Origin of the sequence: Vibrio sp. 10N.286.51.E5, assembly GCF_041469125.1 — a bacterium.
Lineage (GTDB): Bacteria > Pseudomonadota > Gammaproteobacteria > Enterobacterales > Vibrionaceae > Vibrio > Vibrio crassostreae_C.
Map to the genome: position 1 here is coordinate 44,366 of NZ_JBFRJZ010000015.1, position 26,174 is coordinate 70,539.

Consider the following 26,174-nt stretch of genomic DNA (forward strand, 5'->3'; position numbering starts at 1 on the left):
TGATGTCTCCATTTTTGAAAGATATTAACAAGAAGAAAAAAATATTCAATGGCGGTTTTAACATGAATAATAAAATTCCATATTCAAGCTATTCAGGAAATTCAGAACACTTGTGTAAAAAGGGCGACGCAGTTGAATTTATTCAACCTTGGTACACGCCAATTTCTACGACACCAGAAAATACAGGTATGGCGATCGGTGGTATCGGTAATACTTTTACATTGACGCCAAATGGTAACACGCCAAACTTCAGCTTTATTCCAGGAATATTTGTCGACTGTTCAGAGCAAGTTATTAATTTTAATGATTTTTATGCGTCAGTGATGGATGTGCCGACCATTGAAGCGCTTCAGGTTGTTAACGAGCAAGAGCTTAGTGTTCATCTGAATTTTTACCCAGCGCTATTCGATGGAAAGAAGATAGATAAAGAAAACATTTCTAATGCAATTAACCTCATTCGTGCTGCATTAGAAAATGGTAATTTTTATAAAGAAAATAAAGATAATTTTATAAAGTGGAATGTCGAATTTTCTAATAAGACTCAATTATTAATAGAATCCGATTCATCTTCAACTATTTGTCAATTATATGTAGCCTTAGATTTCTTTAATGGTTTATTAATAAATGATACAACGAGATTATTATCACTCACTGCGGGTAATAATAATGATATGGATAGTATCAATGGCAGTGATATAGATAGTGTTAATGGCAGGGATATAGAATACCAAGCTTTATATCCACTGGCTGAATATAAATACAGTAGCTTCGAAGATATTAATATAAAGCGTAAGGTAGTCTCTCCGATCGTTAAAAAGAACAAACGCCTGTGTTCTTTACCGATGCACTGGAATCACTTCGAATTAACCAATAATTCATCGCAACCACGCGTGATTACGCTTGCTCAGCCGCTTCAAAACTTGATTGGCTCAACTTATCGCAAAGGTCGCGATGGCATTCAAGATTCGGCGTGTACCTTGTCTCAAAATCCAATCGCCCAGCAGCATCAAGCGGTTAGCGTAAACGGCGAAAACCACGGTTTTACGGGTGTCCAGCTCACTAGTCAGTCCCCGTATCAAAGTGATATTGAAGGTGAAGTGGTGTTTGGTGTTCAAGCGAATAACCACCTGACCGAATCTGGCAAGATATCGGTGTCTGTGAAGCCAACACTTTATACCTCTAAGGCAGCGGAGCAAACAGAGTTCGCACTGAGAACAGGCCGCACAAACGCTGAATTCCAAACAGGTATCTACACTGGGCGTGAAGCTCTGAGTGCATTGATTGTGGTTCAGGTTGAGTTGGAGCCGGGGGAGTCTGTTGATCTGCGTTTTACACAGGTGATGGCACACAGCAAAGTCATGCTTAATGGTTGGCGTTCAGAGAAGGCCTACACGCAATTCTATCCGCAAGCGAAACCTGCTCTGCCGATGTTAGAAGAGGTATTGCCAGAGCTAGAAGCGATTGAGCAACGAATTGTCGAACAACAAACGGCCTTCCTACAGCAAGCTCAACGCAAAATTTCACAGCCTGAATCGGCACTTCGATATGCGACGATGGCGATGAATTCACTATCATTCCTAGCCGAATCAACGGTATGGGATAAAGAAGACAAGTTCCTGGTGAAGGAGTGTGTTGATTACCCGTTCTTTAACTCTCTGGATGTGTATTTTTACGGCTCATTTTCGCTTCTTTATTTGTTGCCGGAGCTTGATGGCTGCGTGATGAAAGAGTTTTCGAAAGCCATTTTGGCCGAAGACTTTACTCAGCGCCGATACTGGGAATATGAAGCAACACCGAATGCTGAATTGATCGATGAGAAGTACCAAGGCGTGCGTGCTATTCGAGGTGCGGTTATTCATGACTTGGGTAGCCCGTTCGACATCCAGCCTGACGCGTACAGCTGGCACAACGTGAAAGAGTGGAAGGACTTAGCACCGAAATACATTCTGATGGTGTACCGTCACTATCAAAACACGCAAGATATTTCTGTAGTTAAAGAGTGCTGGCAAGCGGTAACTGAAAGCATCGATTTCTTATCGAATTTGATCGCTGAGGGTGACGATTTACCACTAACCCGAGGCACAGACGATACCTTTGATAACCTAGCTTCTCACGGCATCTCTATTTATTGTGCGAGCCTGTGGGTTGCTGGCCTGCAAGCCGCGAGCGAACTTGCACAATTGATGGGTGAAAGCGAGCGAGCTAGCGGTTACTTAACGCGTTCTAAAAAGGCGTTAGCCACGGTTGAGCAAAGCTTGTGGGATGACAAAGAGGGTTACTACCACTTCTTCGTGACGCCAGTTCAAGCCAAGCATCTAACGGGTGAAGGCTACCAAGCTCTGGAAACCTTAGGCCTAACTTTGACGGGCGATGCGATTGCCGATAAGAACACGCTCAATGCCTATTTAAATGAAACGGATACCTCCATCAACATCAGTAAGGTATCTCAAAGAGTCTCTAAGAAACGCTTGCTGAGTGAGACCGCGCCTCAAGCTTTTACACAAGAATACTTAGATTTAGTGCCAGATTCCGACAACAGCTTTGGCGATGCCTTGTTGGCTGACAGCTATCTAAAGCTCATCGGTTTAGAAGGTATTTTTCCGCAAGAGAATATCCAACGCGCATTGGACTATGTTTATAAGCATAACTTCGAAATTAACAGTCCGGAGTTGGGTGTTGCGAATATGACGTTAGCCGATGGCTCTCCACATGAAGCATTTCAGGCACAAGATGTGTGGATTGGTGTTCAGTTTAGTGTGGCAACAGCGTTGAATTTAGCGGGTAAATCGCAGCAAGCAGAAACATTGATGGATACCGTGTATACCGCACTCTATGACTATTCGAAAATTCCATTTGCAGCGCCAGAGGGGTTCAATTGCTCTGTGTCTGTCAATGAGAAAGATCTTATAGAAGCATTTAAATTGGCACAAAATGATGCGAAAAACTGGCTAAGTGTACTTAAATGTCAAAACTGTGTACTGTCTGACGGTCGTATCAACCCAACATTGACGAAAGATACTGATAATTTTGTTAAAATGTTGAGCGGCGAAATCCCGCTAGAAAAGCTGGCTGGCTTGCACAAATGGTTACTGAGTACTGGCTTGAAATACACGGCTGGTCGCTACTTTAGACCGGGGATGATCTTCGCCTACTTGTATTAACTTAATGACACGATTTTCAACGAAAGCAGTGGTATGCAGGTTGAAACTGATGGGGAGCTTAAAGCTCCCCAAATGTCACTTGATTAGGGTATCGAGATGCGCACTAAAACAAAAAAAACAACAGTATACGATGTAGCAAGACTGGCTGGTGTTTCTCCCAGCACCGTGTCTCGCTTCCTTAATCGAACCACTTATGTGTCGGATGATAAAAGCCAAAACATTGAGCAAGCTATTAAAGACACGGGCTACAAACCTAACTTCCAAATGCAAGAAAACACCAACCGACGCTCGCTCACTATTGGTGTCTTGGTGCAACACCCTGATAGCCCCTACACCAGTCGTATCCTTAACGACATGGAAAAAACGCTGATTGCTCAAGGCTATTCATTAGTGATCGCAACAGGGCATTGGCAGAAAAAGTTAGAAATGCACGCGTTGGAGTATCTCGCAAAAAGTAACGTGGATGGAATGATCATCGTGACAGGAAGCATTACTCAGGAAGAGATTGCTAAGTATGCACAAGACATCCCTATCGTGATGGTTGGCTACGATTTCGTTGAGAATAATGTCCGCTCGATCAATATCGACAACGTGCTGGGTGGCTATATGGCAACCCTACATTTACTGCAACAAGGACATGTGAATATTGCTCATATTAAAGGGCTTTCAAGCCAGCCAGACGCAGGTAATCGGTTTGAAGGCTATAAGAAAGCGCTTCAAGAAGCGGGCATTAAGGTGATGCCAAAGCTCGTCAAGCAAGGGGATTTCAGTAGTGAAACTGGCTATGAGAAAACCGTGGAATTAATTGAATCTAAGATTCATTTTTCTGGCCTGTTTGCCGCCAATGATCAAACGGCTTACGGCGCGATTAAGGCGCTCCATGATCACGGCTACAAAGTGCCAGAAGATGTGTCAGTGATTGGGTTTGATGACTTGCCAACGTCTAAGTATTTCACACCTGCGTTAACAACATTAAGGCAGCCAATTGAAGAGATTGGAGAGGTGTGTGCTCAGTCGATTTTGAACTTACTTTCAGGTGAGAGGCATGAAGCACGACTACCACCGATAGATTTAATCGTCAGAGAGTCGACCAAGTCTCTGTATCGTTAGTTGTGAAATGATTGAATCATAGGGAGTTACAGTCAAAGACACATTATTTCCCTTCAGAAACGAAAAATGTCGCATCCATGCGACATTTCTCTTTTGGCGGCCAAACCAGTTTTGCTATATCCATTCTAGATTTCAATCCATTAGGAGATTATTCAGAATGTAATTATAAGACGCTGTTAATGTTGATTAGTTCCCTTTATGCGGCATTTTTTTTCGATTTATCTTCTAAGTCGAATGACGCAGCGATTAATTTCTTGGTGTAGTTGTTTTTCGGCGCATTGAAAATCTTTTCTGCAGACCCTTCTTCCATTACTTCGCCCTTCTGCATCACCAGTACGCGATCCGACAGTGCTTTCACTACCGAGAGATCGTGGCTGATGAACAGGAAGCCGATATTGTGCTTGGCTTGAATGTCTTTCAGCAGGTCAATCACGGTCAGTTGTACAGAGCGATCGAGTGCTGAAGTCGGTTCATCCAGCAAAATGAAAGAGGGCTCTAGAATCAGTGCGCGAGCAATCGCGATACGTTGTCTTTGTCCGCCAGAGAACTCATGTGGATAACGGTTTATTGAATTCGGCTCTAAGCGAACTTCAATCAATGCTTTGCGCGCTCTTTCTAAACGTTCTTGCTTGGATAGATGAGGTTGATGCACCGTTAAGCCTTCGGTGATGATTTCCCCAACTGTCATGCGTGGTGATAAAGAACCATAAGGATCTTGGAACACCATTTGGACATCTTTCTTGAGCTTGTGACGCTCTTTATCATTTAATAAGCTAACGTCTTGGCCTTTGTAAACAATACGTCCGGTACTCGGCAGCAAGCCGATTAATGCACGTCCAAGGGTTGATTTACCTGAACCAGATTCACCAACAATGCCTAGCGTTTCGCCTTGCTTAAGATTCAACGAAATGCCTTTTACGGCTTCGAAGTACTGGCTTTTACTCTTGATAAAGTGTGATTTCACCAAGAACTGAACTCGGATGTCGTCAGCACACAATAGTTCTGGGGCTGTCGCCTCAACAGGAACCTTAGCGCCTTTCGGAATCGAGTTAATGAGCATTCTTGTGCAATCATGTTTAGGACTATCGAACAAAGATTGAGTCATCCCTTCTTCTACGAGCTCACCTTTACACATCACTAGCACGCGGTCTGCAAAGTGTTTCACCACACCTAAGTCATGGGTGATGAACAAAATTGCCATTCCCATCTTGCCTTGGATCTCTTTGATAAGAGCAAGCACTTCAGCTTGAACCGTTACATCTAATGCAGTTGTAGGCTCGTCAGCAATCAGGATATCCGGTTCATTAATCAGCGCCATTGCGATCATGATGCGTTGCAACTGACCGCCTGAAAACTCATGCGGATACTTGTTGTAAGCCTGTTCTGGCATTGGCAAGTGCACAAGATTAAACAGCTCAATCACTCGCTGTTTGGCTTGAGACTTTGACACTTTACGATGACACATAATAGCTTCTGCCACTTGAATGCCGACGCGCAGGTATGGGTTCAAAGATGTCATCGGCTCTTGAAAGATCATGCCGATTCTGTCGCCACGAATCGACTGCATTTCACGCTCTGATTTTTCGAGAACAGACTCGCCTTCAAACTCAATTTGAGACTGCGGATCAATAATGGCGTTGTCTGGAAGTAGACGCATCAGTGCGTTGGAAGAGACAGATTTACCAGAACCTGATTCACCAACAATGGCCAAGGTTTCGCTGGATTTAAGGGTAAAGTTAACCTTTTTCACCGCATCAACGATTCCATCGTTGGTTTTGAAGCTAACGGAGAGGTTATTGACTTTAAGAAGAGCCCGGTCCGACATGATATATCCTTATCAATTTAAGACATTAGGTGAAGATTGAACTTCTGACGTTGTTTTAAGTTGCCCAAAATGGTGATGAGCACGTTGAATTTGTTCTAGTTCGAGCATCCAATGCGAACTGCGCTGAGCGCTGCAAAAAGCGATCAGGTGATTGAGCAAACCTTCGCTCTGCTTTTCCAATAATCCAAAGGTACGTTGAATCAGCTCAGTGTTCTCCAGAGAGATAAATTGCATCAGAGCGTAAGATTGATTCAAGGTATCGAAGGCTTGTTGATGCTGACCTAATCGGTTGAGTATCTCTGATTGAGCGACACTTGCGTCTCTCAACCCGGCAAGCAGGCAGGCAAATTGGCAAGGCTTAATATCGCTTTGGTATGCTGCATCTTGGATGTGATGAGGAAGTGAGGTTAGAACATCACCATACAGGCGCTGTGCTTCAGGCCAGTGACCTTGTTCCATTAACTGTTCAGCTTTTAGGTAGTGCATCCAGCATCGTTCAATTTCCATATCCACATCCTCAATTTATAATATCAGAAAATGTTAATGATATTCATTATCAATTGCAAATTAAAATCATTCACATGTTAAGTTGGTGAATTAAATGACGAGCTATTCCTAAAAATGGCTTAAATTGTGTGTTATTTGTTCAGTTGAACAGCTGTGTAGCGTAAGTCACTAAATTTGTAGGAAATTACATCTACACTGATTTTATCTACACCCAAGTAATGAAGGACTAAGGAGGCGGCGATGGCGATGCAAAGACTCAATACAGAACAGCTGTATCAGGTAGCGGATTTAGACAAGCTACCATGTAAGTCGACCAAAGAACTGGCTCCAATTGACGAAATCGTCGGGCAGGAACGGGCACAAAAAGCCGTTGAGTTCGCGATGTCAATCAAGGAAAAGGGTTACAACATTTATGCGATAGGGCGAAATGGTCTGGGTAAACGCACCATGATCTTGCGCTATCTGAACCGTCACCCTCAAGAAGTGCAGGAGCTTTTTGATTGGTGTTATATCGCGAACTTTGAAGATATTCGTACACCTAAGGTACTGAAATTGCCGCGTGGCGTTGGCAGCAGCTTAAAGCAAGATATTGAAAAATTGATGCGTAAACTGCTGAAAGGTATGCCTCTAGCGTTTGATAACGAGATGTACTTTAGCCGTGCTGACAGGCTTAAAAACCAATTAGCAGCTAAGCAACAAGCCGCGTTAGAAAGCATTAGCCAAGAAGCGAAAGACAAGGGCATTAACCTGACGATCACCACTCAGGGTGATTACCAGTTTGTGGCAATGAATGGCGATGATCTTCATACCGAAGAGAGCTTTGATCTGCTTTCGCCGGAAGAGCAAGATCAATTCGATAAAACCATTGATGGATTGGAAGTCGGCCTACGAACCATCTCTCGTGAACTGACGGAACTTGAAGAGACGTACACTGAGAAAATTCAAAAGCTGAATGATGATACGGCGCGAGATGTGATCACGCACTTCATCAAGCAATTGAAGAAGGATTACAGCCAATATCCAGACATCAAAAAGTACCTAACGGCACTGCGTAAAGACATTGTCGACAACGCTGACATCTTCTTAGAAGAGAGCACGGAGCAAGCAGAAGTTGCAACGGCCTCTTTGGATAAGAAAATGCCGCGTCGCTACAAGGTTAATGTGATTGTGAGCCAAAAGGAGGAGACTCTGCCGATCGTGGTGGAAGAGAATCCAAATTATCACTCTCTGTTTGGCTATGTAGAAACGGCGACGTTCAAGGGTACTGTCTTTACTGACTTCTCATTGATTCGCGCAGGTAGCTTACACAGAGCCAACGGTGGCGTATTACTGATGGATGCGGTGAAGGTACTTGAGCAGCCGTACGTTTGGGAAGGCTTGAAACGAGCACTGCGTTCACGTCAATTGAGCTTCACTTCATTAGAAAAAGAGGTGACCTTAACGGGGGCGGTATCGCTTGATCCAGAACCGATTCCATTGGATGTTAAGATCATCCTGTTTGGCGATTACCGAACTTACCAACTGCTGCAACACTACGATGCAGAGTTTGGTGAACTGTTCCGTGTAACGGCCGATTTTGAAGATGAGATGAAGCGTACTCCCGATTCTGAAATGCATTACGCGCGCTTTATTTCGAGCATCGTGCACGACAACAACATGCTGCATTGTGACCGTAAAGCGATCGCTCGCATCATTGAGCACAGCTCTCGTCAGGCGGGTGACCAAGGTAAATTGTCTCTGCACTCTGCTCACATTGCTAATCTGCTTCGTGAATCAAACTACGTGGCGAGAGGCTCAAAATCGAACCTGATTCGTGCAACGCACGTTGACCAAGCGTTATCTAACCAACAGATGCGTGTCGGACGACTGCAAGACAGCGTGATGGAAACCTTCACTAACGGCACAACGCTAATCCATGTTGATGGTCAAGCGGTTGGGCAAGTGAATGCGCTGTCTGTACTCAGCACGACGGATCATATGTTTGGTGCGCCGAACCGAATCACGGCAACCACCGCTTACGGTGATGGTGAAGTGATTGATATTGAAAGAAACGTAGACCTAGGTGGCAGTATTCACTCAAAAGGCGTGATGATCTTGTCGGCTTACCTTTCTTCCGTATTTGGTAAGACAGCCAAAGTCCCGCTCACCACTAACATCACCTTCGAGCAATCGTATGGTGGCGTCGATGGTGACAGTGCGAGTATGGCCGAGTTCTGTGCGGTTGTATCAGCGTTCTCTAAGCAACCAAACCGTCAAGATATCGCAATTACAGGCTCGATGAACCAGTTTGGTGAGTCTCAGCCAATTGGTGGTGTGAACGAGAAAATTGAAGGTTTCTTTGATGTGTGTGAAATCAAAGGGCGTTCAAACGAACAAGGGGTGATCATCCCGCGTTCAAATGTTCACAACCTGATGCTGCGTAGCGATATTGTGAAAGCGGTTGAAAAGGGCGAGTTTAATATCTGGGCGATTGACCATGTAACAGAAGCGATTGAACTGTTCACAGGCAAAGCCGCAGGTGAGGCGAGTGATGAGGGTAGTTATCCAATTGATACTATATTTGGTATCGCCCAAGCTAAACTGAACGCACTGCGCAAATAGTTTGAATATCTAGATACACAGTTTAATAGCTAAGCTAAATAGATAGATAAACAAACAGATAAACAGCTAAAACGCAAAAGCCATCGATTCTAGAGTCGATGGCTTTTTTGTTGGTTACGATTTGGTTTACCAGTGAGCTATTTGTATTTGGTCAGCTTGCTGTATTCGGTGAAAGTTGCGTGTTAAAAGGCGTTACCCATTTCGTAAGCAAAGCTTGGTGCCATCGAACTTCAGTTTTGCCAACAAGTGTTTGGCGTTAGCTCGGCCAATATCATCAAATTCGACACCGTATCGAGCGTAGTGTGTCGATTTCTGTAGATTGCAGACGATGCCTCGCAATGGCGGAATCAGTGGTCCGTTGTAGTTCTCAGGGGTTATCTCAATAGACACGCGATCGGCAATCTGAATCGCACGAGAGGTTGGTGAGGTAACGAAACGACAACCACTTTTCGATAAGTCTCTTATCTCACAGTTTGCTCGCTGGTCGTTGAAGATGATTCTTGAAGCCAGATTCACTTCATAGCGTGTTTCTTTACGCAGCTGAGTCACTTGCATCGTGCTTGGTGTAGACAGCACAAGAATAGGGAAGGGTTCACCAATCTTATGGTGAATTTGGCTTCTAAAGTGGATAAGCGCGCCTTCACCTCGTAGAGAATACGCACGAGCAGTCATCCAAAAACCTTCTTGAAAGAAAAAGTTCAGGTCTTCATTGGATACCTCGGGAACCTCAACCACAATACAGTTATCACTGTGCGTACCGATAAACTTGGTAGTGGCGAGAAACTTTGTGCCAACGGGAGTCGTGACATTTAATGTCAGTTCACTGCCGTGTTCAATCATGGCCAGCGCATCAGTGCTATTGATGGTGGAAACGGTGCGATTACGAGGGTCTTGAAGTGCCTGATTATGCTCCAAAGGCTTCTTCAGGGGTGCGTTCATTATATGTTCTCCATGCGCCAACATGCGTCTGTTAGTTATATTGGTAACTTGCTAACAAGGGGTTGTTACGTGCTAGATTTAGTAGGTGTACTAACGCAATTTATAGAGTGCTTTTAATTGGTTTGAATTTTATTTATAACCACACGCTATAATAATATTTTCTTTGATTGTAAGTACTTAGTTTTATTTATATGCACTTGCGTTAGTCTATTACAAGGAATTCATACTTCAAACTTTAATTGTTTGTCGTATCCATTATTTGCAGGAGTTGAGAATGCAGGCAGTTAAATGGGATCAAGATGTGAACCAGATCACGGTTGAGTTAGAACCAGATCAGTTTGCGGTAGTTAAGTATAAAAAGGATGGCGATGTACTGCATATCACCTCAACTCGAATCCCTGATGAACTGCAAGGCAAGGGCTTTGGTAAGGCGATGATGGAGTCGGTATTGCCTGAAATTGAACAAGCGGGCTTCAAAATTGTGCCGGTTTGTAGCTATGTGGTTCACTACATGAATAGGCAGCCACAGTGGTCACACCTTCTATCCGATAAAGCATAACAACGAGTAATATGTCTCAATCAATATCGTCGAATAATCGAGCTCAACCTGAAGCGGGTTCAAGTCAAAATCAGCCAGAGCTTTATCAACAAGAGCTTTATCAAAATGAGCTTTATCAAAAAATAGCGACCTCGCTGGGTTGTCATGAAGGGTTTGATGTCCAAGTGATTCAACGCCTATGGGGTGGATATGGCGAGTTAGTTCGCTTAGTCTTTTCTCAAGAAAGCAGTGCGGAACTCAAGAGTGTGATTGTTAAACATGTCGCGTTGCCAGATAAAGCTGAACACCCAAAGGGTTGGAATACCAAACTCTCTCACCAACGAAAGGTACACTCTTACCAAGTGGAAACAGCTTGGTATCAGTCATTCACCCAACAATGGGACGAGCGCTGCCCTGTACCTGTTGGGCTGCAATGTGAACTAGAAGAGAATGAGTGGCTGATAGTGATGCAAGACTTAGCGGATATAGGTTTTCCGTTAACCTCTCATTTTGATGTTCTTGCTGCTTCTGACTATCAGGCACCTAGTTACACACGAGAAGAGCAAAAACAACGCGATGCTTGCCTTAAATGGCTCGCTAACTTTCACGCAAAGCATATCAATATCAATCAAGAGCAGTTGTCATCATTGTGGCAAGTCGGTACTTATTGGCATCTAGATACACGTCCTGATGAGCTCAATGCCTTGGCTGATTTACCATTGAAGAATCAAGCCAAGCACATCGACCGTTTACTCAAAGAGTGTCCATATCAAACCTTAGTCCATGGCGATGCCAAGCTCGCCAATTTTTGTTTTGATTCTGAAAGCGAGCGAGCAGCTGCGGTCGATTTCCAATATGTGGGTTACGGCTGTGCGATGAAAGACGTCGCCTTGTTCATGAGCAGCGCGATTAGGCCACAAGATTGCGCAGAGCTTGAATCAGAAGTACTAGATGCTTACTTCCACTACTTGAAAGAGGCATTGGCGTACTATCAGCCACACCTTTCATTTGATGAGGTAGAAGCAGCATGGCGACCAATGTTTTACGTGGCGTGGGCCGATTTCCAACGTTTCGTAAAAGGCTGGAGCCCAGAGCATTGGAAGATTAACCCTTATACTGAGCAGTTGACCTTACGAGTGCTCACTCAATTAGACGAACAGGAGTCCGTCAATGTTCGATAGAACCGCGAGCAGGAAAACGCCGCAAAACTTCTTATTACTGATTTCGATTGTTGTCCCTATCGCGTTTTCGAGCTGGATGGCTCTGCTTAATAACTTCGTGATTGAGAAAGCGAACTTTGATGGCGCCGATATTGGTTTGTTGCAAAGTGTTCGTGAGATCCCAGGCTTCTTAGCGTTTACCGTGGTGTTTGTTTTAGCCTTCATTCGAGAGCAACGCTTTATGTTGATATCGCTGGCGATGCTGACCGTGGGCACGGCGATAACCGGTTTATTCCCTTCACTCACAGGCTTGTTGCTGACTACGGTTTTGATGTCGACGGGTTTTCACTATTTTGAAACGCTGAAGCAGTCTTTGTCACTGCAATGGTTGAGTAAAGAAGAAGCGCCCGAGATGCTGGGTAAAATGATCTCCGTTGGCGCGTTGGCCTCATTAATCACTTATGGCTCTATTTGGGTGATGTTAGAGCAACTCAAACTCGACTTTGCTTGGGTGTATGGCATCACTGGCGGAATTGGTTTTGTTTTAGTTTTGGTGATGACCTTTGGCTTCCCTGAGTTTCAAACCAAGACGCCACAGAATAAGAAGTTGGTACTGCGGAAGCGTTACTGGCTCTACTACGCGCTAACGTTTATGAGCGGTGCGAGAAGACAAATCTTCACTGTGTTTGCAGGCTTCTTGATGGTAGAGAAGTTTGGTTACTCGGCTGCCGACGTCACATTGTTGTTCTTGGTTAATTACCTATTTAACTTCTTGTTTGCGAAGCGCATTGGTCGATTTATCGGTGTGGTTGGCGAGCGTAAAGCGTTGATCTTCGAGTATGTTGGCTTGATTGGTGTGTTTGTCGGTTATGGTTTGGTGCAAAGCGCGGAGTGGGCGGCGGCACTTTACGTGATCGATCACCTGTTCTTTGCATTGGCGCTGGCGATCAAAACTTACTTCCAGAAAATCGCAGACCCGGCAGACATGGCATCAACCGCTGGTGTCTCTTTCACCATCAACCATATTGCCGCAGTCGTTATTCCGGTCGTGTTTGGTGTGATTTGGTTGTCTTCTCCTGCAACGGTTTTCTATATTGGTGCAGTGATGGCCGTGGTTTCTCTAGCGCTATCTTTAAACATTCCGAAGAAACCTGAAGAGGGCAACGAAGTGCGAATGTTTAGCTGGCGCTAATGTTGGTCTCGATATTATGAAATAAGCAAAAAGCTCCAATAGTGATATTGGAGCTTTTTGTTTATGTGGGATATGTATATCTAATCCGCAAAATAGGTTTCACGCGGATCAGTTTCTTACGGTTTTTAATTCGGTACGCAGCTTGAAAATTCCCTTTGGTGCCTTGGTGAGTAAAATGCCGCAAAGTAGGGGGATCATCATAAACAATGATTGTTCAGACAGAACTTCACCGTTGACGTAACAAGATATTAGCAGCGCTACTACCGGGAAAATCAAAAAGCAGATAGACGCTTGGAAAGGGGTCGAAACCTGCCCTAATTTGAAGTAAGCCATAATGCCGCCAACACTCGCGACAAAGCCTAGGTAAACCACGGCTGAGATTGAATCCTCAGTGAAGGATTCAACATTCACGTTTTCACCTACAGCTGAAACAGCGAATAAGAATAAAGCAGCAATCAGGCTCGGTACGGCGTTGTAGGTCAGTACTTCAATACCTTTGCAGTGCTTTTGAACCAGCACATACATAACTGCGTGAATCGCAACAGCAAGGCCTAAGCAAACCGTGCCAATTAGGTAGTCATCGCCACCCATCTGCATTTCGTTGCCAAGGATTAAACATAGGCTCACAACAGCAGTAATCAAACCGAATATCTGGTGCTTCGCCAGTCGTAGACCTAAGAATAAGCCAGACATCAGCATCACAACCACAGGCATGTTGGCGAAGATGATCGACGCTAAACCTGAAGAGATGTATTGCTCGCCATAGATCATCAACGTAAACGGAATCGCGAAATACATCAGCGCAACAATAAGCAGCCATTGGCGCTTACCTTTAGGGAACAGCAGTGGTTGGTTGAAGACTTTCGCTAATACCGCAAGCAGAGGTGCTGCAAGTAAAAAGCGTAACGCAGTAGCAAAAATAGGTGGGATAGAATGCAATGCTACTTCCATAGCGAACCAAGTGGTTCCCCAAATTAAGCAAACAGAGACAAAAAGCAAGATAGTTAGCGACTTCGAATTCATGGTGACTACTCATTAATAATTATTTTAAATCATAAGCTTGTGGCGCCTTAATGACGTGGCACAGTATAAGTAGGTCGTCGGAGAAAGTTTTTGTCTTTTTATCTCTAATTTGAGTTTTTTGTGGAAATTAAATCTCTAGTATGATTATTTTATAGAAAATAAATTCGCTTTAGATAGTTAAAGTAAAGTCATTGTTCTTTGTGAGGTTTAATTTAATTTAAGGAATGGTCAACTCAACGAGTATGGCTGTTGGGTTATTGCTGTTAGCGTAGCAACAAAAAACGCGCCCTTAATGAGGCGCGTTTTTGAGCAATACGTTTAAGAGGCTGCGTCTACTGCGTAACAGGCTTAACTTGTTTGGGTTGTCTTACCGCAAGGATAAGTTGTGGTAGCAGTGACATCACTATCATGCCGGTCATTAGTGAGTATTGTACTGCAGTGAATGATTCACCCATTAACACCATGCCTGTCACGATGCCAGCCACTGGGTTTGCGATTCCACCGAAGGTGAAATCAACCACCGACATACGTTGTAGCAACCACACATACATGCCGTAACCCAGCGCTGTGTTTAGGCCAATCACCCACACGAGTCCCATAGCATTACGAGTATCGAAATGAGTCACGGCATTAACATAAGGCTGCGGGTCGATGAATGCATGAACGCCAGACGCGACAGACAAAATCGTACCACCCAGAATCAGTTGCCATGTTAATACCTTCCACCAGTGCATGCGGTTACCCAGTGACTTGGTAATGCTGCTGCCGATGACAATACACATTATTGCGGCAAACATTGCGCCTAAACCGATTGGGTTCAGAGCAATTTGGCTTGGGTTAAACAGTATCCACGCTAAGGTGATCAAGCCAATACCCGAAAGGGCCTGAATCAGATGCGGGCGCTGTTTTTTCACTACCCAGTGGAAGATCATCGCGAACACCGGCACGGAGATCATGCCCACGCCAGAGATTGCCGAAGGCAGCGTTAGCGCCATCACGAAGATCAAGCCAAAGAAGGTCGCGATATTGATAAGGCCCAGTGTGAAAATGATTTGCCACTCGCCTTTTTTAGGCAGTGTTGGTTTTACTGCTAGCAATAACAAACCAGCAGGTAACGCACGCAAAGCACCCAATAATAATGGTGGCCACTCCTGTAGCGTAAATTGCGTCACTGCATAGGTTGTTCCCCAAAAGAACGCGGGGATCATTGCTAATAATATGTTCATTTAAAATATCTTTACGTTAAGATAACTATTGTGTGAACTGTATACTGAGAACTAGTGGTTGTAAAGTATCTTTATGTTAAACTAGTTTGAAGTAATCAGACTAACAACGGAGCGAGATTGCAAATGGATGCTATCGACCGCGTAGTAGAGCAATGGGCAAAGGAAAAGCCCGAACTAGATACTGAGCCTATGGCAATGATGGGTCGGATTATGCGTATTGCCAAGTATATGGAGACGCAAGTTGCCGAGCTTCATAAAAAATACGACATGAAGCTGGGTGAGTTTGATGTGCTGGCGACGTTGCGACGTTCTGGGAAGCCTTACCGACTGACGCCATCTGAACTGATTGGATCCATGATGCTGACATCTGGCGCGATGACCAATCGCCTTGATAAGCTAGAAGCCAAAGGGCTGATCAGTCGTGAACACAGCAAAGAAGACAGACGCAGCGTGAGTGTCCAGTTAACTAAAGATGGTCTTATTCTGATTGACCAAATGATGACTGAACATGTCGAAATGCAGAAAAAACTGGTTAAATCATTGTCTGCGAGTCAGAAGAAGAACACCAACCAACTTCTGAAAACATGGTTGAGCGCGTACGAGTAGTTTTTCTGATCTTCCTTTAGATTCAATAAAAAACCGAAGCTTAATCGCTTCGGTTTTTTTGTGCTTGTTTAAGAACTTCAAGTACAGCGAATTGGCGAGTTAAGCTTGCAGCATCTCGTCACTGAACAGTTCTGCACAACCAATGCCGTTGATGGCGCAACTTTCGTCGATGTCTGAGATGTCACCGCTGACCCCAATCGCACCAAGTACCGTTTTATCCTTATCTCGAATCAGTAGGCCCCCTGGCACTGGCACCATGTTTCCGTGTGCGAGTACGTTTACGGCGGAGATAAATGCTGGTCGATTATCAGCATCTTGGGCGAGTTTTCTAGAGGAACAACCCAGTGCGAGTGCTCCCCACGCTTTAGCAATCGCGATGTCTGGTCGCATCATGCTAGAGCCGTCTTGACGTTGCAGAGAAATCAGCTTGCCACCGCTGTCTAAGACGGCGACCGTCAAAGGTTCTGTGTGGATCTTGTTTCCTGCTTTTAAGGTGCCATCAATGATGGTTAACGCTTGTTGTAGAGTCAAACTTCCCATGTTATCTCCTAGTTTTTCAAGGGGCCGTGTACCAAGCTAAGTCAGCCAATCATTACGCTTGTTGTGAATATCATCGACTGATTCAGCTCGGTACAAGAGTCCTAACTGGACTCTTGTAATAGCCCATAGCTGGGTAAAGTTAGGAAGGCAGCGAACTCTTTGGCTGTAGAAAGTTGATAGAAAAGATCAGCTGTCTCTTCAAATCGACCTGCTGTATAGCGCGAGTCTCCGACTTCATGTTTTATCGTGTCTAGCTCTTGGTAAAGCCAAGAGTGGAATAGTGATTTGGTAAAGGTTTGGCCATCATCGAGTGTTACCCCGTGGTGGATCCACTGCCAGATATTGGCTCTTGAGATCTCAGCAGTCGCGGCATCTTCCATGAGGCCGTAGATAGGCACACAGCCGTAGCCTTGAATCCAAGCTTCGATGTAATACAGCGCGATGCGTATATTCTTACGTACTCCTACTTCGTCGCGACTGCCCTCACAAGGCTTTAGCAACGAGTCTGCATTGATCACATGCTCTGGGCTTTGGAAATCCATTTGGTTTACTTTGCCATCTAAGTGCTTATCAAAGATCGACATTGCCAAATCAACCAGTGCAGGGTGTGCGACCCATGTGCCATCATGTCCGTTCTGAGATTCTCTTTGTTTATCTTCGATAACCTTGGCGGTTACACGTGCCATTTCTTGCGGGTCTTTTGCTGGAATAAAGGCTGACATCCCACCCATTGCTAATGCGCCACGAGCGTGACAAGTGCGCACCAACAGTTGGCTATAGGCGTTGAGGAATTCTTGATCCATGCCGATCCCGTGGCGGTCTGGCAAGATGCGGTCTTTATGGTTTTTCAGCGTTTTGATGTAGCTGAAGATGTAATCCCAACGGCCACAGTTCATCGCTACGATATGATCACGCATGGCGTATAAGATCTCTTCCATTTGGAATACGGCTGGCAGAGTTTCAATCAACACCGTCGCACGAATGGTGCCTTTGGGTACGTGGAAATAGTTTTCGGTGAAGCTGAAAATATCGTCCCACCACTGTGCTTCTTCCATGCTCTCAAGCTTGGGAATGTAGTAGTAAACACCTAAGCCTTGTTTTGCACGTGACTGATAGTTATGGAAAAAGTACAAAGCGAAGTCCATCAAGCAACCGCCGATAGGCTGATTGTTGAATTGGATGGATTGCTCAGGAAGGTGGATCCCTCGTGGGCGTGCGATCAGCAGTGCAGGATCGTCGTTTAATTGGTAACGCTTCTGCTTCTTCTCATCGAAGTAGCTAATGGTGCCAAGGTTGGCGTCTCTTAGGTTGATTTGCCCTTCGACCATATTGGCCCAAGTAGGAGAAGACGCATCTTCAAAGCAGCACATGAAGACTTTCGCGCCTGAGTTTAGCGCGTTGATCACCATCTTTCTTTCGATAGGTCCGGTGATCTCTACGCGGCGATCCAGTAATTCTGGCGGCGGTGTTGCCACTTTCCATTCTTTATTCTGGCGAATGGAAATGGTGTCCTTTCTGAAATTGGGTAACTCACCCTCGTCATATTGAGCTTGTTTTACGTCGCGGTCACTTAGCAGGGCATGACGGCGATCTCCAAACTTATTGACGAGAGCTTCTAAGAATTTTAATGCATCTTTAGACAAGATCTCTTTGTACTCGGAGTTGTCCATCTTCCCAAGTACCTGCATACATTGTACTTCTTCTCTCTCTTTTACGTCATTCATCATTGTTGTCTCCTTTAAACAATACGATGCTACTTTGTATACAAAATGCTCTTTTTAAGGATATTTATATTGTAGAAATTGTAAACAAGCAAACGCTATTTAACATTTATTTATCATTTGATCTTTTTGTAATTTATTTTTACGTAAAGATATTTTATGTAAAGCAATGAATTGTAAGCTTTTCAGGATGAGTGCGTACTTAATGCGATGGGTTGATGTAACGAAATTGTTTCGTTCTGGGGTTGATAAATAGCGAGGATGGTTCATAGTACACAAAAGTTAGTTTAATTGTATACAATCTGAACTGGAGGTTCGAATGGCAATTATGAAAGCGATTGAAGCAGCGGTAGAAGTGCTTAAACGTGAAGGTGTAGACATCGTATTTGGTGTTCCCGGCGCAGCAATAAACCCTATGTATGCGGCTATGAAAAAGCTCGGAGGAATCGACCACGTCTTAGCTCGTCACGTAGAGGGTGCATCCCATATGGCTGAAGGGTACACGCGTACTAATCAAGGCAATATAGGTGTGTGTATTGGTACTTCTGGTCCTGCGGGAACGGACATGATCACGGGTCTTTATTCTGCGTCTGCTGATTCGATTCCAATTCTATGTATCACAGGCCAAGCGCCCCGTGCTCGTCTTCATAAAGAAGATTTCCAAGCGGTCGACATTGAATCTATCGCTAAACCAGTCACTAAGTGGGCGACTACGGTGCTGGAACCTGCACAAGTGCCACGCGCATTCCAAAAAGCCTTTCATTTAATGCGTTCGGGTCGCCCGGGTCCAATCCTGATTGATCTACCGATTGATGTTCAGCTGGCTGAGATTGAGTTTGATATCGATACCTATGAACCGCTAGAACCTTATAAGCCACAAGCAACCCGCGCGCAGGTTGAGAAAGCATTAACCATGATGTCTCAATCGGAAAAACCGCTGATTGTATCGGGTGGTGGCGTGATTAATGCTGGCGCGTCCGAATTGTTGCAACAGTTTGCCGAGATCACTGGAGTTCCTGTGATTCCAACCTTGATGGGTTGGGGCTCGATCCCAGATGATCATGAATTAATGGCAGGCATGGTAGGGCTACAAACGTCTCACCGTTACGGTAACGAAACCATGCTCAACTCTGATTTTGTGTTTGGTGTCGGTAACCGATGGGCAAACCGTCATACCGGCTCTGTCGATGTTTACACTGAAGGCCGAAAGTTTGTTCACGTTGATATTGAACCGACCCAAATCGGTCGCGTGTTCTGCCCAGATTTAGGCATTGTCTCAGATGCGAAAGCAGCGCTAGAGCTAATGGTTGAAGTGGCGCAAGAGTGGCGTGATGCAGGCAAACTGCCGAACCGAAATGCTTGGGCAAGTGAGTGTCAGGAACGCAAATCGACCATGCTGCGAAAAACCAATTTCGACGAAGCACCAATGAAACCGATGCGTGTTTATGAAGAGATGAACAAGGCATTTGGTCGTGATACTTGCTATGTGAGCACCATTGGTTTGTCGCAAATCGCCGCCGCTCAGTTCCTGCATGTTTATAAGCCTCGTAACTGGATCAACTGTGGTCAAGCAGGCCCATTGGGTTGGACAACACCTGCTGCATTAGGCGTACGAGCGGCCGATCCTGACCGCGATATTGTCGCTATCTCTGGTGATTATGATTTCCAATTCATGATTGAAGAGCTGGCGGTAGGTGCGCAGTTCAACTTGCCATACATTCATGTGTTGGTGAACAACTCATACCTAGGATTGATTCGCCAAGCGCAGCGCCAATTTGATATCGACTATTGTGTACAACTGGCTTTTGATAACCAGAATGCGCCAGAGCTTGAGGGCTACGGTGTTGACCATGTCGCAGTTGTTGAAGGCCTAGGCTGTAAGGCAATTCGAGTTCGTGAACCAGACCAAATTGCCGCTGCGTTTGAGCAAGCCAAAGAGCTGATGAACAAGCATAAGGTCCCGGTTGTTGTTGAGTTGATTCTTGAGCGAGTAACCAACATTGCGATGGGCGTTGAGATCAATGCTATTAACGAATTTGAACCGCTTGCCGAAAGCCGTGGCGATGCCCCAACAGCGTTAGCGTACAAGTAATCATTAAGTAATGTGTATCCGTAGAGCTGAGGTTTAGCTCTACGGAAAGTCTCCAATAGAGCGAGGCTTACTAAGCAAACGTAGCTCCACCAAATAACCGTTGCTTCACTAAACAGTCATAGTTTCACCAAATAAAGAATAAGGACAGAGTCATGGCAAAATTTGCAGCAAACTTGTCAATGTTATTCACGGAAGTTGATTTTATGGATCGCTTTGAAGCCGCCGCAGAAGCGGGCTTTCAAGGTGTGGAGTATCTTTTCCCTTACGCCTTTGATGCTCAGGCAATCAAAGCAAAGCTCGATGCTAATAACCTAGAGCAAGTGCTATTTAACTTGCCTGCGGGTGATTGGGACGCTGGCGACCGTGGTATCGCGGTCGACCCTGCACGAGTTGAAGAGTTTCAAGCGGGTGTACCTAAAGCTATCGCTTACGCAAAAGCGCTCGGTTGTACTCAAGTGAATTGCTTGGCCGGGATTGTTCCGCAAGGTGTGACCCAACAAGATGCGCAATCGGCGTTTGTGATTAACCTGCATTACGCGGCGAACGCGCTAGCAGCAGAAGGCATTAGCTTAGTGATAGAGGCGATCAATACCCGTGATATTCCGGGCTTCTTCTTGAACACGACTGAGCAAGCCAAAGCGATCATCAAAGAGGTAGGGAGCGATAACCTTTCTATCCAATACGATATTTATCACATGCAGATTATGGAAGGCGATCTTACGCCGACCATGCAGCAGAACATTGGTCAAATCGCACACGTTCAACTGGCTGACAATCCAGGTCGACACGAACCGGGGACTGGAGAAATCAATTACCCATTCGTGCTCAATTATCTTGATGAGCTTGGTTATCAAGGCTGGGTTGGCTGCGAATACAAGCCAAAAACAACGACGACAGAAGGCCTTGGTTGGCTACACCAGTACCGTTAATTGCGTCTGGTAACCCTCAAACGTTAAGGAGAACAACATGTCTAAAATTGCATTTATCGGAACTGGCATCATGGGGAAACCTATGGCGAGTAACCTTCAAAAAGCAGGTCACGATTTGATTCTGTCGGATCACTTTAATGCAGCACCTGCCGATCTTGTGGCAGCGGGTGCAACGGTCTGCCACTCACCAGCGGAAGCGGCTGAAGCAGCGGATATCATTATCCTAATGGTGCCGAATACCCCTCAAGTGGAAGATGTCCTGTTTGGTGACAACGGTGTTGAGAAAGGCCTAATGGCGGGCGGTGCAGCTGGAAAACTGGTTATCGACATGAGTTCAATTTCGCCAATCGCGACCAAAGCAATTGCAGCGCGAATCAATGAAGGTGGTGCTTCATACCTTGATGCACCGGTATCAGGTGGCGAAGTAGGCGCTATTAATGCAGCGCTGACTATCATGGTTGGTGGTGAGCAAGACGCCTTTGATAAAGCGCGCCCTTTGTTCGAAATCATGGGTAAGAATATTACGCTGGTGGGTGATAACGGAGCAGGCCAAACGTGTAAAGTGGCTAACCAGATCATTGTTGCTCTGAATATCGAAGCCGTGTCTGAAGCCTTGGTATTTGCTTCAAAAGCTGGCGCTGATCCAGCACGCGTACGTCAGGCGCTATTAGGTGGCTTTGCTAACTCTAAGATATTGGAAGTACACGGCGAGCGCATGGTTGAAGGCACATTTGACCCTGGCTTTAGAATCTCGCTTCACCAGAAAGACCTGAACTTAGCGCTAACGGGCGCTCAAGAATTGGGTGTCGCACTGCCGAATACGGCTAACGCTCAAGAGCTGTTTGGCGAGTGCGCCGAAATGGGCGGTGAAGGTTGGGACCACTCTGCGCTTATCCAAGCGATTGAGAAACGTTCTGACCACTCGATTCGTTAATTAATTAGGGCTGCTATCGATTCGTAGCCCAACAGTTTGTTTATAAATCGCGTAGTTTCGTCTCCTTTTATACGCGTTCCTGATACAGGGCAGAGGTTGAAGTTGTTCCTTTCCAACTTGATCTTAGCAGGCACCCTTTGGCCTTGTATCGGGGTTCTTTTTTTCTCCGTCAACTAAGGAGTGGCTGATGGACATTGATGCTAAGCAGTTTCTACAAACCCTTTTCTCAAGTGCTGTTAATCAGGCGCTACCTAAAAATCACATCGAACCTTTTCTTCCTCAAGACATTTTTTATCGCTCTGCTAATCAAGCCGGGCGTACTGTGGTGATAGGAGCAGGAAAAGCAGCCGCGTCGATGGCCGCAGAGCTTGAAGCGGTTTGGCAGGCAAAGAAACAGCAAGATCTCGCACTGCGTGATCTTGAAGGCTTAGTGGTGACTCGTTATGAACACACCGCCCCTTGCGAACATATCGAAGTGATTGAAGCGGCGCACCCCGTGCCAGATGCGATGGGCTTAGAAGTGAGCCAACGTATGCTGCAATTGGTGAGTGGCTTGAGTGCCGACGACACGGTTATTTGCCTACTGTCGGGGGGCGGTTCCGCTTTGTTAAGTCTGCCCGGTGGCGACATCAGCTTGGCAGAGAAGCAACAAATCAATAAGGCGCTGCTCAAATCAGGCGCCGCCATTGATGAGATGAATTGTGTTCGTAAACATCTATCTTCGATAAAAGGCGGTCGACTCGCCAAAGCGGCGTATCCTGCAAGGGTAGTGTCACTGGCGATTTCTGATGTACCGGGTGATGACATTAGTGTGATTGCCTCTGGCCCAACCGTACCCGACACCACCACGCGTTTTGATGCGATGGCAATTTTAGAGCGTTACCAAATAGAAACACCACGCACGGCATTTGAATGGTTAAATAATCCAGAGTCAGAAACCGTAAAGCCAGATGACGTATGTTGGAAAAATGCAGAGCACCATATTATCGCGACCCCGATGTCGGCATTGGAATCCGCTGCAGCAGAAGCTGAAGGCTTGGGCATTCCGGCTTATGTGTTGAGTGATTGCATAGAGGGAGAAGCGCGAGATGTTGCGAAGGTGCACGCTGCGTTGGCTAAGCAAGTGGCCAATCACAAGCACCCATTTGAGGCGCCTTGCGTGATACTTTCCGGTGGCGAAACCACAGTAACCGTTAAAGGCAATGGTCGCGGTGGGCGTAACTGTGAGTTCTTGTTGAGCCTATATAACGAGCTTAAAGGCCAAGACAACATATTTGCATTGGCTGCTGATACCGACGGGATTGATGGCGTGGAAGACAATGCGGGCGCATGGATCACGCCTCAAACATGGCAACAAGGTTCGAGCCTGTCGCTTAAAGCGCAAGACTACCTCGATGCCAACAACAGCTACGATTTCTTCAAGCAAGTCGATGTGCTTCTTACCACGGGGCCGACGCTGACAAATGTGAATGACTTCCGCGCAATATTGATTCTTTAACTTGAACAGTTCAAAAACACGGTATGGAATGGTCGCTTCTTAACAAATAGAGCGGCCATTTTATTGTTATCAATGCGGTGACCTTGAGTTCTGAGATTATCTTCTGGACTAATGAAGCACGTTGATTACTATGATTTTAGTAACGAGCTGTAAAGGATGCAATATGTCTAGGATCAGACAAAAGAATCAAGATTTAATCATCGAAGTCGCGTGTGAACAATTCGCCACTCATGGTTATGCTGCAACAAAAATGGCCGATATCGCGAAAGCGGCCGACATTCCCAAGCCTAACGTATTCTATTATTTCAGCTCTAAAGATAAGCTCTACAACGCTGTGCTTGAAACCGTCACTCAACCCTTACTAGAAGCGTCTCGTCCGATTGAAGAGCTCAGCGATCCTGTTGAAGCTTTGTCTCAATATATTCAAACCAAGCTGATCATTTCTCGCGACCATCCACATGCTTCTAAGGTATTTGCCAATGAAGTGATGTCTGGCGCTAAAGTATTGCCGAAAGAGATTGGTGACGAGCTGTATAAGCAATCCCAGATGATTCTTGATAAGTTCTCGACATGGTCGGCGCAGGGCCTAATGGACGATGTTCCCGCTCATCACCTGATGTTTACCATCTGGGCGGCAACTCAAACCTACGCCGATTTTGGCTGGCAGATTTGCAGCGTGATGCAGAAGGACCAACTCGATGATAAAGACTATGCCGATGCCGCTCAGTTCATCACACAGTTAGTGATTAAAGGCTGTGGTGTGAAAAGCTAATGTTGTTTGAACGTTTATCTAGGTGTGTGAGTGACTATAAGCACAGAACCTCTTTTGTGACCTGTTGTGCAATAACTCATTTATCTTGAATTCGGTTCGATTAGGTATGCCATTTTATTTAAATGACAGGTTATAGTATCGCGAAAATTGGCGGCACTTACTCTTCTGAAAAGCGAAAAGCGAAAAGCGAAAAGCTGGAAACTTATAGATGAAGCCGCTAACAATATTACACGCACAACATTAAGGTTTAGCAATGACGCTTAAAAGCTTGGCATGCACCATCAGCGCAGTTCTGCTTGCAGGTTGCGGTTCAACGGTCGCGACGCAAACATACAACGCTGATCTGATCATCACCAACGGACAGGTTCTCACCATCAATTCAGAAATGGATGTGATTGAAGATGGTGTTGTTGTAGTGAAAAACGACCAGATCATCGCAGTCGGTACCGAGGATTTAATGACTCAATATCGCGCAGAAAAAGTGATTGATGCTCAAGATGGAATCGTCATGCCGGGTATGGTGAACGCGCACAACCATTTACCGATGATCGCGTTTCGTGGCTTAGGGGAAGAGGGTATTTCGAATCGTCTGTTCGCTTACTTCTTCCCTCTAGAAGCCGAAAAGCTAAGCCGTGAACTGATTTACAACGCAACCAAGCTTGGCTCTATCGAACTAGCACAAAGCGGTGTAACCACTTATGCCGATATGTATTACCACATGGATGAAATGGCCAAGGCGACCAAAGAAGTCGGCTTACGCGCTGTGCTCGGCGAAACCGTGATTAAGTTCCCAGTGGTCGATGCCAAAGAACCTTATGGCGGCATTGAATACGCCAAAGGCTTTATCGAACAATACAAAAACGATGAGCTAATCACGCCTGCTTATGCGCCACATGCGGTGTACACCGTGAGCAAAGATAAGCTGCAAGAAATCAACAAGCTGTCTGCTCAATACGATGTGCCGGTGCTGATTCACGTTGCTGAATTCCCAAATGAAGAGAAACGCATCAAAGATGAAACTAAGGCAACATCGCCAGTCGAATACATGGATGAAATTGGTGTGCTGGACGAGCGCGTAGTTATTGCTCACGGTATCCATCTTTCGGAGAACGATCAAAAGCTTCTAAAGCAAGCTGACGCAGGGATCTCATACAACCCAATGGCGAACGCTAAAGGTGCAACTGGCATCGCACCAGCATGGGATATGTACCGTGCTGACATGCGAGTAGGCTTAGGAACAGATGGCCCAATGAGCTCTAACCAAGTCGATATCATGCGCACATTAAGCTACGCAGCGAACATGCAACGTTTAAAGCATTCTGACCGCACTATCATGATTCCTGAGCAAGTTATCGAGATGGCGACATTAGGTGGCGCGAAAGCCCTACACATGGAAGATCAAATCGGTTCTCTTGAAGCGGGTAAGAAGGCAGACATCGTGATTGTAGAGACAACATCAGCGAACATGATGCCAAATTACGACCCTTACGCGACCTTGGTTTACCAAGCGAACCCAAGCAACATCGACACGACGATTGTGAACGGCCAAATCGTAATGGAAAACCGCGTGATGCAGACGGTTCAACTGGATGACATCCGCCAAAGCGTCGATGAGTTCGAAGCAGACATCACTGAGTTCGCGAAAGAGCTTTCTAAGAAAGCGATTAAGTCTAAGAGCTTGATGGATTAGTGATCAAATAATGAAGCTCTAAACTGCTTACACTAGGTATTTTTAACACGATGGTTAGCTCTGACATTATAAGGAAATGGAGCTAGCCACCTTAATGTAAAACGCCTTAT

At 45.4% G+C, this 26,174-nt stretch carries 20 protein-coding genes; 13 read left to right on the forward strand and 7 right to left on the reverse strand.

Going from position 1 to position 26,174, the window contains the following annotated elements; all coding sequences use genetic code 11:
- The first annotated feature begins 62 nt into the window (after positions 1-62).
- Positions 63-3,161: a GH116 family glycosyl hydrolase gene (locus tag AB4161_RS05130; RefSeq protein ID WP_372082933.1), complete on the forward strand. Its 3,099-nt coding sequence runs from the start codon at positions 63-65 to the stop codon at positions 3,159-3,161.
- A 96-nt stretch (positions 3,162-3,257) separates the two neighbouring features.
- Positions 3,258-4,271, forward strand: coding sequence for a LacI family DNA-binding transcriptional regulator (locus tag AB4161_RS05135; protein WP_372082934.1), 1,014 nt, complete (start codon positions 3,258-3,260; stop codon positions 4,269-4,271).
- 196 nt (positions 4,272-4,467) lie between these two features.
- On the opposite strand, the gene AB4161_RS05140 is transcribed toward AB4161_RS05135, so the two are convergent.
- Both AB4161_RS05140 and AB4161_RS05145 read right to left on the reverse strand, forming a co-directional pair.
- On the reverse strand, positions 4,468-6,096 hold the full coding sequence (locus AB4161_RS05140; RefSeq protein WP_372082935.1) for an ABC transporter ATP-binding protein: 1,629 nt from the start codon (positions 6,094-6,096) through the stop codon (positions 4,468-4,470).
- A 12-nt stretch (positions 6,097-6,108) separates the two neighbouring features.
- Positions 6,109-6,603, reverse strand: coding sequence for a hypothetical protein (locus AB4161_RS05145; RefSeq protein ID WP_017068585.1), 495 nt, complete (start codon positions 6,601-6,603; stop codon positions 6,109-6,111).
- Positions 6,604-6,843: 240 nt separating this feature from the next.
- Between AB4161_RS05145 and AB4161_RS05150 the strand changes: the two genes are divergently transcribed.
- The gene (locus AB4161_RS05150; protein ID WP_017061577.1) at positions 6,844-9,204 is read left to right on the forward strand and encodes a Lon protease family protein; all 2,361 of its coding nucleotides are present in this window, start codon (positions 6,844-6,846) and stop codon (positions 9,202-9,204) included.
- A gap of 192 nt (positions 9,205-9,396) precedes the next feature.
- On the opposite strand, the gene AB4161_RS05155 is transcribed toward AB4161_RS05150, so the two are convergent.
- Complete coding sequence (locus AB4161_RS05155) at positions 9,397-10,143, reverse strand: flagellar brake protein (protein ID WP_372082936.1); 747 nt, start codon at positions 10,141-10,143, stop codon at positions 9,397-9,399.
- Positions 10,144-10,417: 274 nt separating this feature from the next.
- Between AB4161_RS05155 and AB4161_RS05160 the strand changes: the two genes are divergently transcribed.
- The 3 genes from AB4161_RS05160 to AB4161_RS05170 are packed head-to-tail and all read left to right on the forward strand — an operon-like array spanning position 10,418 to position 13,033.
- Positions 10,418-10,702: a GNAT family N-acetyltransferase gene (locus tag AB4161_RS05160; RefSeq protein ID WP_017065024.1), complete on the forward strand. Its 285-nt coding sequence runs from the start codon at positions 10,418-10,420 to the stop codon at positions 10,700-10,702.
- Between the two features lie 11 nt (positions 10,703-10,713).
- Positions 10,714-11,862: a phosphotransferase gene (locus AB4161_RS05165; protein ID WP_372082937.1), complete on the forward strand. Its 1,149-nt coding sequence runs from the start codon at positions 10,714-10,716 to the stop codon at positions 11,860-11,862.
- Positions 11,852-13,033: an MFS transporter gene (locus tag AB4161_RS05170; protein ID WP_372082939.1), complete on the forward strand. Its 1,182-nt coding sequence runs from the start codon at positions 11,852-11,854 to the stop codon at positions 13,031-13,033. The genes AB4161_RS05165 and AB4161_RS05170 overlap by 11 nt, the downstream gene beginning before the upstream one ends.
- A gap of 108 nt (positions 13,034-13,141) precedes the next feature.
- Here the strand turns inward: AB4161_RS05170 and AB4161_RS05175 are convergent, their stop codons facing one another.
- Both AB4161_RS05175 and AB4161_RS05180 read right to left on the reverse strand, forming a co-directional pair.
- Entirely contained in the window at positions 13,142-14,056 is a 915-nt protein-coding gene (locus tag AB4161_RS05175) for a DMT family transporter (RefSeq protein WP_372082940.1), read from the reverse strand.
- Positions 14,057-14,388: 332 nt separating this feature from the next.
- The gene (locus AB4161_RS05180) at positions 14,389-15,282 is read right to left on the reverse strand and encodes a DMT family transporter (protein WP_017065021.1); all 894 of its coding nucleotides are present in this window, start codon (positions 15,280-15,282) and stop codon (positions 14,389-14,391) included.
- A gap of 123 nt (positions 15,283-15,405) precedes the next feature.
- Between AB4161_RS05180 and AB4161_RS05185 the strand changes: the two genes are divergently transcribed.
- Entirely contained in the window at positions 15,406-15,888 is a 483-nt protein-coding gene (locus AB4161_RS05185; protein ID WP_017061583.1) for a MarR family winged helix-turn-helix transcriptional regulator, read from the forward strand.
- Between the two features lie 99 nt (positions 15,889-15,987).
- On the opposite strand, the gene AB4161_RS05190 is transcribed toward AB4161_RS05185, so the two are convergent.
- The gene (locus AB4161_RS05190) at positions 15,988-16,428 is read right to left on the reverse strand and encodes a heme-binding protein (RefSeq protein WP_008220964.1); all 441 of its coding nucleotides are present in this window, start codon (positions 16,426-16,428) and stop codon (positions 15,988-15,990) included.
- Between the two features lie 101 nt (positions 16,429-16,529).
- On the reverse strand, positions 16,530-18,155 hold the full coding sequence (gene aceB, locus AB4161_RS05195) for a malate synthase A (protein ID WP_372082941.1): 1,626 nt from the start codon (positions 18,153-18,155) through the stop codon (positions 16,530-16,532).
- Positions 18,156-18,468: 313 nt separating this feature from the next.
- Between aceB and gcl the strand changes: the two genes are divergently transcribed.
- The 6 genes from gcl (at position 18,469) to AB4161_RS05225 (ending at position 26,064) form a co-directional block, all read left to right on the forward strand.
- Positions 18,469-20,241: a glyoxylate carboligase gene (gcl, locus tag AB4161_RS05200; protein ID WP_372082942.1), complete on the forward strand. Its 1,773-nt coding sequence runs from the start codon at positions 18,469-18,471 to the stop codon at positions 20,239-20,241.
- 152 nt (positions 20,242-20,393) lie between these two features.
- Complete coding sequence (hyi, locus tag AB4161_RS05205) at positions 20,394-21,170, forward strand: hydroxypyruvate isomerase (protein ID WP_017075254.1); 777 nt, start codon at positions 20,394-20,396, stop codon at positions 21,168-21,170.
- Between the two features lie 37 nt (positions 21,171-21,207).
- Positions 21,208-22,104, forward strand: a complete 897-nt coding sequence (locus AB4161_RS05210; protein ID WP_017067345.1) for a 2-hydroxy-3-oxopropionate reductase — start codon at positions 21,208-21,210, stop codon at positions 22,102-22,104.
- Positions 22,105-22,291: 187 nt separating this feature from the next.
- Positions 22,292-23,602: a glycerate kinase gene (locus tag AB4161_RS05215; RefSeq protein ID WP_372082943.1), complete on the forward strand. Its 1,311-nt coding sequence runs from the start codon at positions 22,292-22,294 to the stop codon at positions 23,600-23,602.
- 163 nt (positions 23,603-23,765) lie between these two features.
- Entirely contained in the window at positions 23,766-24,374 is a 609-nt protein-coding gene (locus AB4161_RS05220) for a TetR/AcrR family transcriptional regulator (protein ID WP_102332259.1), read from the forward strand.
- Between the two features lie 253 nt (positions 24,375-24,627).
- Positions 24,628-26,064, forward strand: a complete 1,437-nt coding sequence (locus tag AB4161_RS05225) for an amidohydrolase (RefSeq protein WP_372082944.1) — start codon at positions 24,628-24,630, stop codon at positions 26,062-26,064.
- Positions 26,065-26,174: the final 110 nt, after the last annotated feature.